The organism is Saltatorellus ferox (genome assembly GCA_007751475.1).
Lineage (GTDB): Bacteria > Planctomycetota > UBA1135 > UBA1135.
Map to the genome: position 1 here is coordinate 7,327,139 of CP036434.1, position 15,698 is coordinate 7,342,836.

Here is a 15,698-nt window from a genome sequence, read left to right on the forward strand (position 1 = left end):
CACACCGTCCTCGAACTCCGCGAGGAAACCGGGAAGGTGGGCCCGGACGAAATTCTGGAGCGGCGAGCGGCCCCCCGTGCCCCTGAAGATGTCCGGTGGATCGCCCATTCCAGAGGAACGGACCGAGCCAGTTCGAAGCGGGTTGCGCGTGGCGCTCTATGGAAGACACTCCCTCGGAGAGGACCATCGACGAAATGGCGACCGAATGGCGACGTCGACGGCTTCCGAGCAGGACTGCGTTCACTCGCGTGCGTACTACAAGACCTTCGCCTCGAAGGCGTCGGCGATCGCCGCGGCGACGTAGACCCGTTCGACGGAGCAGCAGACCTGGCCGGTGTTGCGCAGGGAGTTCTCGGCTGCGCTCTTCGCGGCTGCGTTCAGATCGGCGTCGGCGAAGACGACCATCGGGTCCTTTCCGCCGAGCTCCAGCACGAGGCGCTTCAGCGATCCTGCGGCGGCCTTCATGATCGCCTGGCCCGTCGCGCGGCTACCGACGAAGCCGATCATGTCGACGTCGGCCTCCACGAGCGCAGCCCCCGTTTCGCCGTCGCCTTGCACCAGCTCGAGCACGCCGTCCGGGCCTTGCCGCTGCCGGGCTTTGGCGCCGTGCAGCCCGGGGACTCGCTCGTGTTCCAGATGTGGTATCGCGACGCGCGAGGTCCAACTCGACAGCCTACCTCAGTACGTCCGAGAGAACCGGCTCCATCGCGGCCATCCAGGCGTGCCGACCCTCCTCAGTGATATGCAGGCTATCGCGACCGAGCGTGGCTCGCGGCTGGCCTTCCTCGTCAACGAAGGAGCCTGACAGATCGAGGTAGTGCACTTGATCGCCGAGCGCCGTCAACGCGGCCGACGCGAGGCGAGCGTGAACCTCGTCGATGGAGCGGCGAACCTGTCCCTCGGGGTCCGCTCCTGCGGGGAAGGGACCCGCGATCACGATCTCCGCGCTCGGGAAGCGAGCGCGCAGCGCCTTCACCACGGCCACGATCCCCTGGAACGTCTCGTTCCCCGTATGGGACGCGGCGTGGATGTTGTTGACACCGATCTGCAGCACGATCACACGCGGACGGAAGCCGTCCAGCGAGCCCGCAGCGATCCGGTAGAGAAGGTGCTCCGTTCGGTCGCCCGACAGCCCGAGCGAGATCGCGCGGCGCTCGCCCTGAAAGCGATCGAAGGCACGATCTCCGCTCGCCACGGCTCGCCGGTTCGAATGGCCCGTCAGGCCCTGGGTGATCGAGTCTCCGAGGAAGACGACGTCCATCGGCGGCTCGTCACGCGCGGCCACTTCGAGGGCCTGGAGCGACGCGAAGGCCGTGCGCCAGGTGCCCCCGCCCCAGCCCGCACTCTGGCCGCGGTACTCGGCGGACGGCGTCGCGTGCAGGCTCGGCTCGCTCTCGGCGGAGCGCTGGCCCGCGGCGCGCAGCAGGGCTCGCAGGAGCGGCGCCACCGGGTCGAGCCCGTGAGGATGATGGTCGAGTCCCGGCTTGCGCCAGATCGTGACCTCGCCGCCCGCCGCGAGGTAGGCGGAGCGCAGACGCTCGGCGTTCTCGGCGGGCGGGACGACCTGGTCCGCGGTTCCGACCACCAGGAAGAGCGGAACGCCCGCGGCGGCGAGGGGCGCCAGGCCGTCGAGCGCGGGAGGCTCGAGGTCCCACGTGGCCAAGGTGGAAGCCGCGGTCGAGGAGCGCGCGATCCAGCGCTGGCTCGTGACCAAAGAAGCGCGCTCGCCAGACCCAGGGCGCGCCCGCGGCGACGCGGTCCGGCGCGACCAGGATGCACGCGGGCGAGCCCTCGACTGCGAGCGTGAAGTCCGCGCGCTCGAAGCCGTGGAACTCCGACAACTTCGCGCCGGGCTTCGCCTCGAGCAGCGCGGCCAGGGGCGCTTGCCCGGCACAGGGCTCCATGGTGAGCGCACCCGCGAGCCGATAGGCGATGCGCTCGGCGCCAAAGGCGTTCGGGTGCACGCCATCCGTCACGTCGCGTGTTCTGAGTCCATCGCGCATGTCGACGAACTCGACGCCGTCCATCCCCCGCGCAGCGCGGCGCAGGGCCGCCGATAGATCCCGCAGCCGAGGCTGGCGCTCGGTCAGGTTCAGCACGCGCTCTTCGGTCAGCCCCGGGAGATCTGGGAAGATCGGCGGCGGCGACGCGAGCAGCACGCGGAGGTTCGCGTTCTCCTCGCGAAGCTTCTGCACCAGCGCGATCAATCGCCCTTCGACCGGTGCTCCCCAGTCTCCCCCAACTTCCGGGCGATGGGAGTCGTTCGTCCCGAGCATCAGCACCGCGACGTCCGGCCGAAACGCGAGGCCCTTCGCCAGCGCCTTGGACGAACCGTAGGGCAGCGAGCCATCGGGCCGAAGCGTGTGCCCAGGAGCTCCGAAGCCTCTCACCTCGTAGTCCTCGCCGAGCAAGCGCTGCAGCACGGCGGGATAGGCGGAGAAGGCGCGGTCTTCGCCGGTCTCGCCAGCGCCCTGCCCGAACGTGATCGAGTCCCCGAGGCAGGCGACGCGGATCTGGGCGCGGCCGATCTCGGCCAAGGAGAAGAGCGCGAGGAGGGTGAGCAAGGACCGTCGAATGCGAATGGAGGGCATCGCGCCAGTCTACCCGTGAGCGCTATTCACGCGCGGGAAAGGACCCGTCGCGCACGAAGCCGAGCGCCGCTTCCACCACGCCTTCGTCCTGCATCACGAACGTGTGCGTGCCCCGCACGACGAGCGACTCGGACGAGCCGATCAGCGCGGTCTCCGCGACCCCGACCACCCCGTCGTCGTCGCCGGGGATGAGCGGGTTCCAGCCGTCCTCCGTTCCGCGGCATGCCGCGATCAGCGCGAACGGGAGCGGCGGCGCGGGCAGCTCGTCGGCGATGCCCGCCGCGATCTCGCGTGAGGGCTTGCCGTAGATCGTCAGCGCGCCAGGGACCCGGCTACCGAAGTTCGCGAGCGCCGCTCCGCTGCTCGGCGCCGCGATGAATACGGCTCGACCCAGCCGCTGGCGTTCGCGCCACGGGTCGCCCTCGCGCGCGAGAAGATCTCGCACGACGAGAGAGCCGAGGCTGTGGGTCACGAACGAGATCTCGACGTCGTCCCCGGGCAACTGGTCGAGCAGGCCCGCCACCTCGGCCGCGTGCTCCGCGATCGTGCGACGCGTGCTCGGGTAGCACACGTCGATGACGTCGTAGCCCGCGCCTTCGAAGGCCGCCTTGAGGTCCCTCATCGCGTCGCGCGTACGCCAGAGGCCATGCAAGATCACCACCGCTTGGTCGCGCGGAGCGGCTGCTTCGCCGCCAGCGCGGCGGTCCCGGAGCCCGCGCTCGCAGGCTTCCCGCGATCCCCAGGCCCGGCGCACGTCGCCGTCGTCGAGCAAGCGCGCGTGCCCCGTCCACACGTGGGTCTGCACGCGCCAGCCATCGTCCCAGGCCACGTCCGCCCAGAGCTGCTGCCCGCCCGCCGTCGCGATGGCCAGGTTCGGCAGCGACTTCGGCCCCGAACGAGCCGCGATCCGATGGGCGCAGCCAAGGACCAGCAGCCCCACCCCGAACGCCGCGGCCCCTCGCACCAGGTGCCGGCGCCAGCGAATCCGAATCCGCGTCGGCAAGAAGGGCGCGAACGGTCGCTTCGGAGGATCGGTCATCTGGGTGGGCATCGACTTCATGGTGGTTTCCTTCCACCTGTTGTGCGTCAACGGCCGCCCATCATGGGCTCACTTGCGCGATACGAGTCGATTCACCCCGCGATTCGAGAACGCAGGGCCCAAGCCGGACACCCCAGGACAGACCCTCCTTCCAGGGCGCACGGGGGTCTTTGCAGAAGGGTCGCGCGCGGGGTCCTGGTCAAGGACCCCGCGCGCGGCAGGAGCACCAGCTACAGCCTGGCGCTGTAGCGGCTTCGGCAACCGAACTCGATCAGTTCCGGTAGGTCTTGTGGCACTTGGCGCAGGTCGCGGCCGCGGCGCGGTAGGCGGCGTCGAGCTGCTCGTTCTTCGCGTACTCCGACGTGTTCTCCACGCGGCAGTCGGTCAGGAAGCCCACGAGTTCGCCGAGGTGCTGCTGGCTCTCGGCCATCATCTCCTGGAAGTCGCTTGGGTACGCCGCGGTCTCTTCCATGGCGGCGCAGGCGTTCACCAGCTGGCTCACCTGGGTCGCGGACTGCAGCGCGTCGATATCGGGGTGGGCGGCGCTCGGCTTCCAGTCGTTCTTCGCGATCAGGATCACCTCGTCCCAGGCGCGCGCCATCGGGATCATCGCGTCACGGAGCCCGCTGAACTTCGTCCCTGAGCTGAAGTCGAACTCGTAGCTCGCGGTCTGCGCCTCGCTCGGGATCTCGGAGCTCGCGACCGTCGCGTAGAGCCCCTCGTACTTGGCCGCCGTCGAGCACCACTGGCGCATCTCGGCGATCGCGCGCTCGCGCTCCAGGCCGTCGAGGGCCACGCGGCCGATGGCGGCGGCCGCCGGGCCCCGGTGCTTGCCGTGGTAGCAGTGGACGTAGAACGGACCCTCCGCCTCGCGGAACGTCTTGGCGATCCTCGTGACCTCGTCGTCCGTGATCCCGCTGTAGCGAATCGGGACGTGCACGTAGCGCAGGCCGGCCGCCTCGGCGGCCTCCACGTCGGGCATCTTGCCGTCCACCGACAGGACGGTCTTCACGCCCCAGGCCGCGATCTGCGAGAGCGCCTCGGCGTCGTGGGGCTCACTGCCCGAGATGATCGTATCGCTGAGCCGGTAGACGTTCTCCATCCCGGGGTACTCGCCGGGAGCGACCCGCGGCAGCGGAATCATCGCAGCCGCCTCATAGGCGGTTCCCGAGAGAGCCATGGGTGGCGGCACGGCGACCTGTCGCTCGTTCGCCGCCATGATCGTGTCCGGGGACGACGAGCAGGCCAGAGCAAGGGAAGCCGCCACGGCGGCGCCAAGGCGGAGAAGATTCACGGAGATCGAAGGGGTCGTGGTCATGGTGCTGAAGACAGGCAAGCCATGTGCCAGCCCGTTCCGACGGCATTCTAGCCCCATCCAGGGCCCCCTGGGAGCCCTGCCGGGCACGGACTGTTCCGATCTCGAAACAGTCTGTGCCCCTGACCGCGGGCCAGCCGCAACGTTCAGCTCGCTCAGGGCGTGAAGACGAGCTTCAGGGCGTTCGAGAGCCCGTACCCGACGGCGACGGTGTCCCGGTGCCAGGCCTGGAAGCGCCAGGTCGAGCCCGCCAGGATCTGCTGGGCCGGGGTGTTCGGGTTCTGGATCTGGAGCCGGTGACGGAGAACGCCCCCGAGGGCCTGCTCGGCCGGGAGGCGGTAGAAGGGCTGCTGGACGCAGAGCGTGCCGCCCGCGAGGGCGCCCGATCCGGCCTGGGTGGCCTGGATGAAGAAGCCGAAGGCGTTGAGGGGCAGCGGACCCGCCGTCAGGGTCAGATCATCGTCCCCGATGCTCGTCGATCCGACGAAGCCCACGAGGCTCGGCGAGCCCGTCGAGTTCGCGCTGTTCGAACACTCCGACTCGAAGTGATCCGGACCGAGGCGCTCGATCTCCAGCCCGGCGACGATCGCCCTCTGGTTCGGTGCCGCGTGGATGTTGATGTTCAGCACGCCGTCGGTGACCTCGACGTCGAAGCCCTTCTCGAAGGCCGTCTGGAATCCGACGCTCGCGATGAGATCGATGTTCTCGGCGAGCCGCGTTCCCTCGACGGAGAGGTCGAGCACGCGCTGGCCGGGGTTGCCGAGGGCACGCTCCGCGAGGTGGAACCGCACTCGATAGAACCCGTTGCCCATGGGGAGGCGGTAGTTCACGTCGCGATAGAGCGGGAAGTTGCCCTCTCGCATGCGATCGAAGACCTCGTCTTCATCCGTACCGAGGACATCCGCGTTCGGGTTGAAGAAGGCCGTCGCGCCGCTCTCGAATCCAATGTCACCGCACCAGCAGCACGTACCGGTGGACGAAACGACTTCCGGGCCGCCGCAGTTGATGTAGAGCGGGTTCGGGAACGTCGCCGCCCAGTCGCGGCGATAGAGGTCCGCCTGCGGATTGTTGAACGGCGCCGCACCGGAGACCGCGTAGAGATCGCTGCCGATCTTCTGAACGCCTGCGCCGTAGCGCGGGTTCGGGAGCGGCGGAAGGTAGCTCCACTCGCCGAGAACAGGGTCCAGTTCGAGCATCCCCGCGAGGGTCTCGCGGCCCGTCGTCAGGTCCTTGCCGCCCGCAATGTACAGGTGCCCCGAGTCGACGAACGTGCCGGGCTCGAAGTGCGAGCGACGCTCCGGAAGGAGCGGGCCGAGGCGCCAGCTATCGGTGCCCGGCGTGTAGACGTGGACCCAGCGCGTGTCCGTGGGGTTCGTGTCGTGGTTGTACTGACCGCCCACGGCCCAGAGTTCGCCCGCGAGCGCGGCGCCCGCGAGGTGACAGCGTGGCTCGGGCATGGGCGCACGCGGCTGCCATCCGAGGCCCGGTGCCGCGAGATCAAAGGCCCAGTGGTCGCCGGTGACGGTGTCGCGGTCGGCCTCGCAGCCGCCGTAGTAGTGCACCTCGGTGCCAAGGAACGCAGCGCCGCCGCCCGCGATCGGACGCGGCAGCGACGGGCCTGCGCTCCAGCTATCCGTGTCGATGTTGTAGATCCAGACGTCGCTCGTCGCGGGCGCGGGGTTGTCGCCATCGAAGCCGCCGAGGACCCAGACGTTGCGTCCCTCACGGATGACGCCGATATGCGTCGTCGGACGCGGGAGGTCCGCCTTCTGCGTCCAGGTGTTCGTCAGCGGATCGTAGGCGTCGACGCGGGCCGTCGCCTGGATCTGCTGGGTAAAGAAGCCGCCGAAGCAGTAGAGCTTGCCGTCGATCGGCACGGTGCCAGGCTCGAAGCGCGGGATGGGGCTGTCCGCCAGACGATCCCAGATGCAGCCGACGCGCTGGGGCGCGGCCGAGGCCTGCTCGGTCACGGTGACGGCGGAGAGGGCGAGAAGAAGCGGAGCGACGTGCGATGCTTTCATGTAACTAAAAATACCCCGCTGGCAGGGCGGCGGCGGGTGGCGGCAGGACGAAGATCAGGGACAGCCGGGGCGTAGGTGACAGCGCCGTCAGGGCCAGCTGGCGGAATGGGCGCGGCCGATGGGCCCTCGATGAGACGGCCCCGCGCAGCGCCGGGTTCCTGACCGGTGCATGGAATGGGCCGATATCGGTGACGGAGCCCTCAGGCGCTACGAGAGGCGCGCGCGCGCCAGCATGGCGGCTCCCTCGACGTTGCTCATTCTTGGAGTGATACACACGGCCTTCGGCACGCGACGTTGAACCGCTGCATGGATGAGTTCCAGGTACTGCCCGGCGTTCTCGGCCAGGCCGCCCGTGGCCACCACCTCGAGGGTCGCATCGCTCACGAAATCGAGACGGCGCTCCACGGCCTCGACGCACTCCGCCAGCGCGTCCGCGCCGCGCCCCAGGATCTCGAGCGCCGTCGCGTCTCCGTCCTGGGCCGCGGTGGTGACGAGCTTCGCGAGCTGCGCGCGGGCCGAGCGCGCGGCGCCGTCGGCGTCCACCTTGGGGAGGAGTTCGCGCATGTGCTGGAGGCCGAAGTGCTCCATCACGCGTGAGGTCAGGGTCGTGGCGGCGCCGCGACCGTCGAAGTCGCGGATCGCGGCGACCATCGCCTGCGTGCCGATCCAGGTCGCGCCGCCCACGTCGTCCAGGAGGCTGCCCCAGCCGCCCGACTGGAACGTGGCGCCGCTCTTGTCGCGTCCGTAGCAGGAGGATCCGGTACCCGCGATCAGCGCGATGCCGTGCCCGCCGCCGAGGCCTCCCGCCAGCGCGCCCGCGAGGTCGATGTCGACTTCGACGCGCTCCAAGGGAGCCACGCCGACCTCGGCCACGAGGCGCTGGACCGTCTCCCGGTTGCCCGGCGTGCCGACGCTGGCCATCGCGCAGAAGACGGCGTCCGCCGGGCGCGGGGCTTCACCGGCGGCGGCCCATGCGCCGCGCCAGGCCTCATCGAGGTGAGCGCGGAGACGCTCCGGCCCCATGTCATGCAGGTTTCCACTGCCGCTCGTGCCGACCCCGAGCGTCACGCCCTCCGCGTTCATCAAGAGGGCGCGGGTGCTGGTGCCGCCGCCGTCGATGCCGACGGCGATCGGGCCCTGAATCGTCTGGTCTGCTTGCATGTGGCCGTCCAGCATAGCTTCCCCGCTCGCGCGTCATGGCCGCTTGCGTATGCTCTGGGACATGAGCGAGCCAGATCTTCGAAGCAGCGATCGTGCCCTCCCCCGCCGGCGATTCCTCCAGGGAGTCGGAACGGCGGGACTTTCCCTCGGTGCCGCGTCGTGCGGCTCGGGCACGGCGGGCGGCGGCCCGGCCGTTCATACGGGGAAGCGGCTGCGCTGGAGACTCGCGTCGAGCTTCCCGAGTTCGCTCGACGCCATGTTCGGCGCGGCCGAGCTGATCGGCGAGGAGGTCGGAAAGATGAGCGGAGGTCGCTTCGAGATCCGCGCGTCCCAGGCCGGTGAGATCGTGCCGGGCACCGAGGTGCTCGACGCGGTGCAGAAGGGCGCGGTCCAGATGGGTCAGACCTGCGGCTACTACTACACGGGCAAGGCCGCCGCCCTCGCGCTCGAGACCTGCGTTCCGTTCGGGCTCACGGCGCGCCAGCAGACGGCGTGGCTCATGGACGGCGGCGGCGCGGAGCTGCTCGCCCCGATCCTGGCCGACTTCAACGTCGTGAGCCTGCCCGCGGGGAACACCGGCACGCAGATGGGCGGCTGGTTTCGGAACGAGGTGACCGGCCTCGATTCTCTGAAGGGCCTGAAGATGCGCATCCCCGGTCTCGGCGGAAAGGTGATGTCGGAGCTGGGCGTGTCGACCCAGCTGCTGGCGGGCGGCGAGATCTACCAAGCGCTGGAGCGCGGCGCGATCGACGCGACGGAATGGGTCGGTCCCTACGACGATCTGAAGCTCGGGTTCCACGAGGTCGCGAAGCACTACTGCTATCCGGGCTGGTGGGAGCCGGGCCCCCACCTCGCGTTCTACGTGAACCGATCCGAGTGGGACGGGCTGCCCGAGGAGTACCGCGCGATGCTGGGCTCCGCCGCTCGCCGAGCGGCCGAGCTGATGCAGACGCGCTACGACGCGCGGAACCCGGCGGCGCTGGCGGAGATCCGGAAGATGGACGTGAAGGTCACGCCGTTCTCGGAGGATCTGATGCGCGGCGCGCGCGAGGCGTCGGAGCAGCTGCTCACGGACATGGGCAGCGACGACGCGCAGTACGGAAAGATCGTCGAGGCCTGGCGCAAGTTCCGGAAGGAGTCGTTCGGCTGGTTCGGAACGGCCGAGCTGGAGTACGCGAGGTTCGCGTTCGGCGGGTGAATTCGCGGCGGTAGTGAACCCGGCGTTCCGGAATCCGGCGGTACCGCCGGATTCCGGAACGCCGGGTTCGCTACCGCCTCGAATTCACTCTCCTGCTGACCGCGCCTCCTCCAGCGCCTTCTTCAGCTTCATGTCATCCGGCTTGAGTTCCAGCGCCTCTTCCAGCGTCGCCACCGCCTCTGCCCTGCGGCCCATCTTCGTCAGCAGGCGGCCCTTCTCGAACTTCACCGCGTCCATCGTCGGCATCGGCTCCCCCACCGGGTTCGCCGCCTCGAACTCCGACAGCCTTGCCAGCGCCTCCTCCTCGCGCCCTTCGAGGTGCACGCGCGCCTTGGCTCCCTGGTACAGGCCGCGGTAGTAGAAGGGCGTCTTCGGTTCGTCCTTCAGCTGATCGAGCGGCGCGATCGCCTTCTCCCACGACTCCTGCTTCAGGTACAGCTCGCCGAGGCTCAGCAGCATGTCAGGATCCCCCGGGTACTTCTTCACCAGCGCATCGAACGCCTCGATCGCCTCCGGCAGACGCTTGTCGTCCACCGCGATCAGCTGGGCCCGCCAGTAGTCCCGGCGCAGCTCGTCGAACGGCGCCAGCTCCTCGATCAGCTCCTCCGCGCGCTTCCTGTTCCCGAGCCCGGGGATGAGCATCGCCAGGATCTGACCGACGCGCGCATCGACGTTGCCGGGATCCAGCTCGACCGCCGCGTTCACCTCGGCCTTGTAGGACTTGACCTCCCCCAGCATCGCGAAGAGCGCGCCGACGTTTCCGTCCTCGGCCTTCGTCAGGATCCGGGCCAGGATCGCCTTCGCCAGCATGTGCCGCGCGCGACTGTTCTCGGGCAGCGCCTCCGCGCCCTCCCGGGCCAGCGCGTAGGCCGATTCCACGTCACCGCTGAGCCTTTCGACCTCGCTCAGCAGCACCGTCAGGAGAGCCCTCTCCTCGGCCCCGGCGCCCGACCGCTCCGACCGGATCCGGCTGGCGATCTCGTTCATCCGCTCCCGGCTGGCGATCTGCTTGAGTTCGTCCAGCGTCGGCAGCGGCGCCTCGCCGCTCGCCTGGGAGTCGACCGTGATCTCCTGGGACGCGGCGCCGCTCGCCCGCGCCACCTCCATCTGCTCGTCGCTCAGCTCGACGATCGTGCCGCCGCCCGAGCGCATCCAGAGAATCACGGCCGCCACGCCGATGGCGACGAAGAGAAGAGTTCCGAAGAGAAAGCGTTTCATGGGAGGGCAAAAGAATAGCCGGGCCGCGCGATGGATTCGCGCGGCCCGGCCATTTAGATCCAGGCAGGAATCAGGTCGTGGACGAAGCGATCAGTCCATGTGCGCGATCACGCGCTCATCGCCCATCTGCAGCTTCATCGCGATGCGCTGGGACACCTTACCGAAGAGGTTCTCCCAGGTCCGGATGACGCCCTTCACGGAGACGCGGCGAACGAAGTCCACCGACTTCCAGTAGCGCATGCCGGAGAGCCCCTGGGCGTGCGCGTAGAGCTTCGCCTGCTCGGACACCATCCACTCGGAGTGGAGCATGTACATCACGAGGTAGACCTTCGAGAGCCAGCGCTGGCGAATCATCGGCTTGACGAAGCGCATCATCCAGCCGTTGCGGACGATGATCGGGAACAGCTTGTGCAGGTTCTCGATCTCGCGCTTGTTGTCGAACTCGATGGACGACGTGCGGTTGAACTTGACCGGGAAGTCGTCGTACGCGGCGACCGCGTAGCCCATCTCCTTCGTCATGTCCTCGATGTCGAACATCGGGTACGGCTGCATGATCGAAACCAGCGGGTGGTCGACCTTGCAACGGATGTTCAGCGCGACCGTCTCGAGTTCGTCCTCGAGGGACGCGCCGGGGCCGCCGAGCATGTTCAGGGAACCGAGGCGGATGCCGTACTTCTTGATCCAGCCAGCCGAGTCCTCGAGCTGCTTCAGCGTCGTGTTCTTGCGGAAGACGGCGTTGCGGATGTACTCGTTGGCCGACTCGAAGGCGACGCGCGCGTAGACGCAGCCCGCCTTCTGCAGCTTCTCGATGTGATGCTCGCGCGTCATGTTCGCCATCAGGATGACGTCGAACGGAAGGCCGATCTCCTTCGGGTACTTCTCGCAGAACTCATCCAGCCACTTGCCCGACAGGTTGAAGATGTCGTCGAGGAAGTGGATGAACTTCAGGTTGTACTTCTCGCGGACGTGCTTGATCTCGGCGATCACGTGGTCGACCGAGCGCTTGCGCACGTACTTCGCGTTCGTGGTCGCGACGACCTTCTTCTTCAGCGCGTGGTGGAAGCAGAACGAGCAGTTCATCGGACAGCCGCGCTGGGTCACGAAGACCTTGCGATCGCTCTCGGCGTAGATCGAGCCGGCCTCGTAGACGACGTCGCGGTCTGGGAAGCCGAGGCTGTCGAGGTCCTGGATCGGCGGGCGCTGCGGGTTCTTGGCGATCTCGCCGGTCTGGCGGTTCCGCACCCACATGTTCTGAACGAACGAGGGGTCCTCGCCCGCGGCGATCTTGTCGAGGTACTCGACGATCGCGAGTTCGCCCTCGCCGCGGCAGATCGCGTCGACGTGCTCGTTCATCTCGATCATCTCGGGACTGAACGTCGGGTGCGGACCGCCGAAGACGATCAGCGCCTTCGGGTACTCCTTGCGAATGCGCTTCGCGATGTCGAAGAAGTAGAGGTGCATCCCGGTCGTGACCGAGAAGCAAACCACGTCCGGAGCGTAGTCACCGATCTTCTTGATCCACTCTGCGTCGGGCAGGAACAGCGCCTTCGTCTGGTGGCCGGCGTCCTTGATCGAACGGCTGAGCCACATGATCCCTAGCATCTCCTGAGGCAGGTAGTCGTTGATGAAGAGGACCTTCATCGAACGCACGGGCGTGCGGGATTCGATCGCCGTGGCGGTCTGTGGGGACGACTCGGTGAGTGTCATGGGCGAAGCGTGGCTCGGAGGGAGAATCGGGGACCTCTGGCGACTGCGTGGCATCGGTCCTGCCCTTAGTTTATCGGCCTGCGGCGCGCGGGGGTCCACAGCCTCGATTTCCGCAGCGTCAGAATGAGCCGAAGAGAATCTTCATCTGACCCTCGCCGCCCCTTTCAGGAGCGCTTCCACCCGCCCGAACGTGATCTCGCGATCGAAGGAGCCGCTGCGGGCAAACCCTGCCTCGACGAAGCGCTGGCCCAGTTCGGGATCTCTCAGAACCTTCTCCAGGGCGGCCTGGAGCTCCTCCGGCCGATCCGGGTCCACGAGAAGGCCATTCACGCCGTCCTCCACCACCTCCGGGTTGCCGCAGACGCCGCTGGCGATCATGGGCGTTCCGAGGGCCTGAACCTCCAGGAGCGTGTGCGAAAGACCCTCGTACTCGCTGTTCAGAACGAAGACGTCGGCGGCCCGGATATACATCGGGATTTCTCCGTGGGGCACGTTCCCGAGGAAGTGAACGCGCTCGGCCACGCCGAGGTCGGCGCTCAGCCGGCGCCATTCCGCCTCCATGTCCCCGTCGCCGGCGACCAGGAGGTGAACGCTCTCGTCCTTCAGAAGCGCGATCGCTCGGATGATCCCGTCGACCCGCTTCCAGCCCATGAGCCGGCAGATCGACAGCACGTAGCGTCGGTCGCTCGCCAGCCCGAGGTCCGCCCGCGCTTCCTCGCGCGACTCCGGCACGTCGCTGGCCTTCGGCCCGTGATAGGCATTCAGCACGGTGACCGCCTTGTCCGGCGCCACGCCGTAGCTGTTCACGAGGATCCCGCGCAGGAACTCAGAGCAGCAAATGATCCGGGAACACATCCCCCACCAGCGCTTCTGCAGGAACCGCGCCAGGCCGACCTTCCAGCCGTAGCGCTTCCCCTGGAACTGAACGATGTTGTCGCCGTCGCACCAGCCTTTTCGATGGGCGATCTCCCACGAACCGTCGACCATGATCCGGATCACGACGGGGCGGAAGCGCAGGCGAGCCGCGAGCACGTGGAGGAGCGCGAGGTGCTCCTGGACGTAGACGACGTCCGCCCAGCCCGCGGCCTTCAGAACGGCCCAGAACGCCTTCAAATAGCGAATCGGGAGCGGCCCGCGCGAGATTGCCTGTACCGGGAACGGATAGCCCTGGGGCGCCGGATCCGAACAGAACGCAATGACCCGAACGTCGTGCCCGCGCTCCATGAGGAACCGGCCGACGCTCGGGACGTAGACGGCGGGCCCGCCCAGATCGGGCGGGAACACCGGGGATGTGATCAGGACGCGCATGGGCGCCGAAGCTTACCCTGCGACGTGATGAAGGGTCACGCCGCCATGAGCGTCGTGCCTTCGAAGAGCCACGCGCTGTCCGGCCCGGCTCCACTGTAGGCCCCGGGCGGGATCACGTCCTCGACGTCGAAGAGGTCCAGCGCCGCGCTCCGATCGAGACACGAAACGATGGCGTTCTGGAGATCTTCGGTCTTCGGCGGCTTCTCGAACCACTGCCGAACGCCGATCACGAGGAGCCGCATCAGCTCGGTCCGGGTCCGGGGAGCCGAGACGACCAGGATCGGCACGTGCGCCAGGCGATCGATGCCGCGGATGACCTCGATGAGCTGCTCCCCCCAGGCGCCCGGCAGGTCGATGTCCGTGATGATCAGATCAATGTCTGGGTTGGCGCTGGCGCAGTCGAGGACGGCGATTCCGTCCTCGCACTGGAGCGGCATGTGGCCGAGATCCGCGACGAGCTGTGCATAGAACGCGCGGGTCTGGGGGTCGTTGTCGGCGATGAGTACCTTTTGCATGGGCGAGCGACGGCCGCAGGATTGCGGGTCGTTTTCCTCCGTGAAGGAAGAGATCGACGCGGGCATGGGGGTCCCCCGCAAAGGAAGTTGCTTTTAGGCCCATTCTCTCAGGGTGCGCCACTCGGGGCGTCTCAACCTGGCCCTCTGCCCCCTGACCGAACTCCAAGGGTCGGATTCGCCCACACCAACGCGCCCACGAACCGCTCCGCCAAGTAGTTTCCCCCGCCCATGACTCCCCAAGACTGGTTCCCCCAATCCTGGCGCACCCGCCCGGCCGCCCAGGCCCCGCCCTACGAGGACGAGGCCGCGGTCCAGCGGGCCACGGATACCCTCGCCAGCCTCCCGCCCCTCGTGACGAGCTGGGAGATCGAGCGCCTCAAGTCCCTTCTGGCCGAGGCCCAGGAAGGCAAGCGCTTCGTCCTCCAGGGCGGCGACTGCGCCGAGACCGTCGCGGACTGCCGCCCGGAGCCGATCGCCGACAAGCTCAAGATCCTGCTCCAGATGTCCCTCGTGCTCGTCCACGGGCTGCGCCGGCCCGTCGTGCGCATCGGGCGCTTCGCGGGCCAATATGCCAAGCCCCGGTCGCAGTACATCGAGACGCGCATCGTCGATGGCAAAGAGGTCACCCTGCCGAGCTACTTCGGCGACCTCGTGAACCGCGTCGGCTTCACCGCCGAGGAGCGTCGCCCCGATCCGGCGAACCTCGTCGCCGGCTTCCACCACGCCGCGCTGACGCTCAACTTCATCCGCGCTCTCGTGGACGGCGGCTTCGCCGACCTCCACCACCCCCACCAGTGGGACCTCGCGTTCACGCGCGAGGCCGCGCTCTCCGCGGAGCTGCGCGCCGAGTACGAGCGCATGTCGCAGAACCTCAGCGACGGCATGCACCTCATGGAAGCGCTCGGCGAAGCGCGCATCGAGGAACTCACGCGCGTCGAGTTCTTCACGAGCCACGAGGGCCTCAATCTCCCCTACGAGAGCGCCCTCACGCGTGAAGTCCCCCGCCGCCCCGGCCACTACAACCTCTCCACGCACCTCCCGTGGATCGGCGAGCGCACGCGCGCCCTCGACGGGGCCCACGTCGAGTTCTTCCGCGGCCTGCGCAACCCGGTCGGCGTCAAGCTCGGCCCCAAGACCACCGCGGACGACGTGCGCCAGCTCATCGAGACGCTCAACCCCGAGGACGAGCCCGGCCGCCTGATCTTCATCACGCGCATGGGCGCGAAGCACGTGGAGAACGAGCTGCCTCGCCTCCTCGAAGCCGCCGGGCGCCATCGCGTGCTCTGGATCTGCGACCCGATGCACGGCAACACCCACTCGACGGCCAGCGGCATCAAGACGCGCTCGTTCGACGCCATCCTGGAAGACCTCGAGCGGACCCAGGACGTCCACTCGCGCGCGGGCACCTGGCTCGGCGGCGTCCACTTCGAGCTGACCGGCCAGGACGTCACCGAGTGCGTCGGCGGCGCGGCCGGGCTCTCCGAGGAAGGCCTCGAGGCCAACTACGCGAGCCCCTGCGACCCGCGCCTCAACTACCAGCAGTCCCTGGAGCTGGCGTTCCTCCTGGCCCGACGGATGCGCGGACAGGATCGCGGACAGGGGTGAAGGCTCAAGCTCTTTCCGGT

General features: G+C 68.3%; 13 protein-coding genes and 1 pseudogene. 3 read left to right on the forward strand and 11 right to left on the reverse strand.

The genetic code is table 11. From position 1 onward, the window contains the following. Nucleotides 1-255: 255 nt before the first annotated feature. Together Poly30_RS26570 and Poly30_RS26575 are read right to left on the reverse strand one after the other, a co-directional pair. The gene (locus tag Poly30_RS26570; protein WP_145205041.1) at nucleotides 256-672 is read right to left on the reverse strand and encodes an aldehyde dehydrogenase family protein; all 417 of its coding nucleotides are present in this window, start codon (nucleotides 670-672) and stop codon (nucleotides 256-258) included. A 1-nt stretch (nucleotide 673) separates the two neighbouring features. After that, nucleotides 674-1,663 carry a GDSL-type esterase/lipase family protein gene (locus Poly30_RS26575; RefSeq protein ID WP_419190704.1) on the reverse strand — a complete coding sequence of 330 codons (990 nt, stop codon included), beginning with the start codon at nucleotides 1,661-1,663 and terminating at the stop codon, nucleotides 674-676. Here Poly30_RS26575 and Poly30_RS28965 point away from each other — a divergent pair. Next, nucleotides 1,656-2,060, forward strand: a complete 405-nt coding sequence (locus Poly30_RS28965; RefSeq protein WP_419191414.1) for a hypothetical protein — start codon at nucleotides 1,656-1,658, stop codon at nucleotides 2,058-2,060. The two genes, Poly30_RS26575 and Poly30_RS28965, sit on opposite strands and share 8 nt — an antisense overlap. Here Poly30_RS28965 and Poly30_RS28970 read toward each other — a convergent pair. The 5 genes and pseudogenes from Poly30_RS28970 to Poly30_RS26600 form a co-directional block, all read right to left on the reverse strand. Beyond that, a pseudogene (locus tag Poly30_RS28970) lies at nucleotides 1,983-2,591 on the reverse strand (GDSL-type esterase/lipase family protein); the annotation flags it as partial. The gene Poly30_RS28965 and the pseudogene Poly30_RS28970 overlap by 78 nt on opposite strands. 22 nt (nucleotides 2,592-2,613) lie before the next feature. Further along, a complete protein-coding gene (locus Poly30_RS26585) occupies nucleotides 2,614-3,651 on the reverse strand; it encodes an alpha/beta hydrolase (RefSeq protein ID WP_145205050.1) in 1,038 nt (345 codons plus the stop codon). Between the two features lie 250 nt (nucleotides 3,652-3,901). Then, nucleotides 3,902-4,948 (reverse strand): beta-lactamase hydrolase domain-containing protein, encoded by a 1,047-nt coding sequence (locus tag Poly30_RS26590; RefSeq protein ID WP_419190705.1) that lies wholly within the window; start codon nucleotides 4,946-4,948, stop codon nucleotides 3,902-3,904. A 152-nt stretch (nucleotides 4,949-5,100) separates the two neighbouring features. Next, nucleotides 5,101-6,966, reverse strand: coding sequence for a malectin domain-containing carbohydrate-binding protein (locus Poly30_RS26595; protein WP_145205056.1), 1,866 nt, complete (start codon nucleotides 6,964-6,966; stop codon nucleotides 5,101-5,103). A 207-nt stretch (nucleotides 6,967-7,173) separates the two neighbouring features. After that, the gene (locus Poly30_RS26600) at nucleotides 7,174-8,127 is read right to left on the reverse strand and encodes an N-acetylglucosamine kinase (protein ID WP_419190706.1); all 954 of its coding nucleotides are present in this window, start codon (nucleotides 8,125-8,127) and stop codon (nucleotides 7,174-7,176) included. 61 nt (nucleotides 8,128-8,188) lie between these two features. Between Poly30_RS26600 and Poly30_RS26605 the strand changes: the two genes are divergently transcribed. Next, nucleotides 8,189-9,325 carry a TRAP transporter substrate-binding protein gene (locus tag Poly30_RS26605; protein ID WP_145205062.1) on the forward strand — a complete coding sequence of 379 codons (1,137 nt, stop codon included), beginning with the start codon at nucleotides 8,189-8,191 and terminating at the stop codon, nucleotides 9,323-9,325. A gap of 84 nt (nucleotides 9,326-9,409) precedes the next feature. Here the strand turns inward: Poly30_RS26605 and Poly30_RS26610 are convergent, their stop codons facing one another. The 4 genes from Poly30_RS26610 to Poly30_RS26625 all read right to left on the reverse strand — a co-directional run bounded on the left by Poly30_RS26610 (nucleotide 9,410) and on the right by Poly30_RS26625 (nucleotide 14,073). Beyond that, nucleotides 9,410-10,543 (reverse strand): tetratricopeptide repeat protein, encoded by a 1,134-nt coding sequence (locus Poly30_RS26610; RefSeq protein WP_145205065.1) that lies wholly within the window; start codon nucleotides 10,541-10,543, stop codon nucleotides 9,410-9,412. A gap of 90 nt (nucleotides 10,544-10,633) precedes the next feature. Beyond that, nucleotides 10,634-12,250, reverse strand: a complete 1,617-nt coding sequence (locus Poly30_RS26615; protein ID WP_419190707.1) for a B12-binding domain-containing radical SAM protein — start codon at nucleotides 12,248-12,250, stop codon at nucleotides 10,634-10,636. Between the two features lie 141 nt (nucleotides 12,251-12,391). After that, nucleotides 12,392-13,558, reverse strand: coding sequence for a glycosyltransferase family 4 protein (locus tag Poly30_RS26620; protein WP_145205073.1), 1,167 nt, complete (start codon nucleotides 13,556-13,558; stop codon nucleotides 12,392-12,394). A gap of 35 nt (nucleotides 13,559-13,593) precedes the next feature. Further along, nucleotides 13,594-14,073 (reverse strand): response regulator, encoded by a 480-nt coding sequence (locus tag Poly30_RS26625; RefSeq protein WP_419190708.1) that lies wholly within the window; start codon nucleotides 14,071-14,073, stop codon nucleotides 13,594-13,596. A 228-nt stretch (nucleotides 14,074-14,301) separates the two neighbouring features. Between Poly30_RS26625 and Poly30_RS26630 the strand changes: the two genes are divergently transcribed. Then, entirely contained in the window at nucleotides 14,302-15,678 is a 1,377-nt protein-coding gene (locus Poly30_RS26630) for a 3-deoxy-7-phosphoheptulonate synthase class II (protein ID WP_145205080.1), read from the forward strand. The last annotated feature ends 20 nt before the right edge of the window (nucleotides 15,679-15,698 follow it).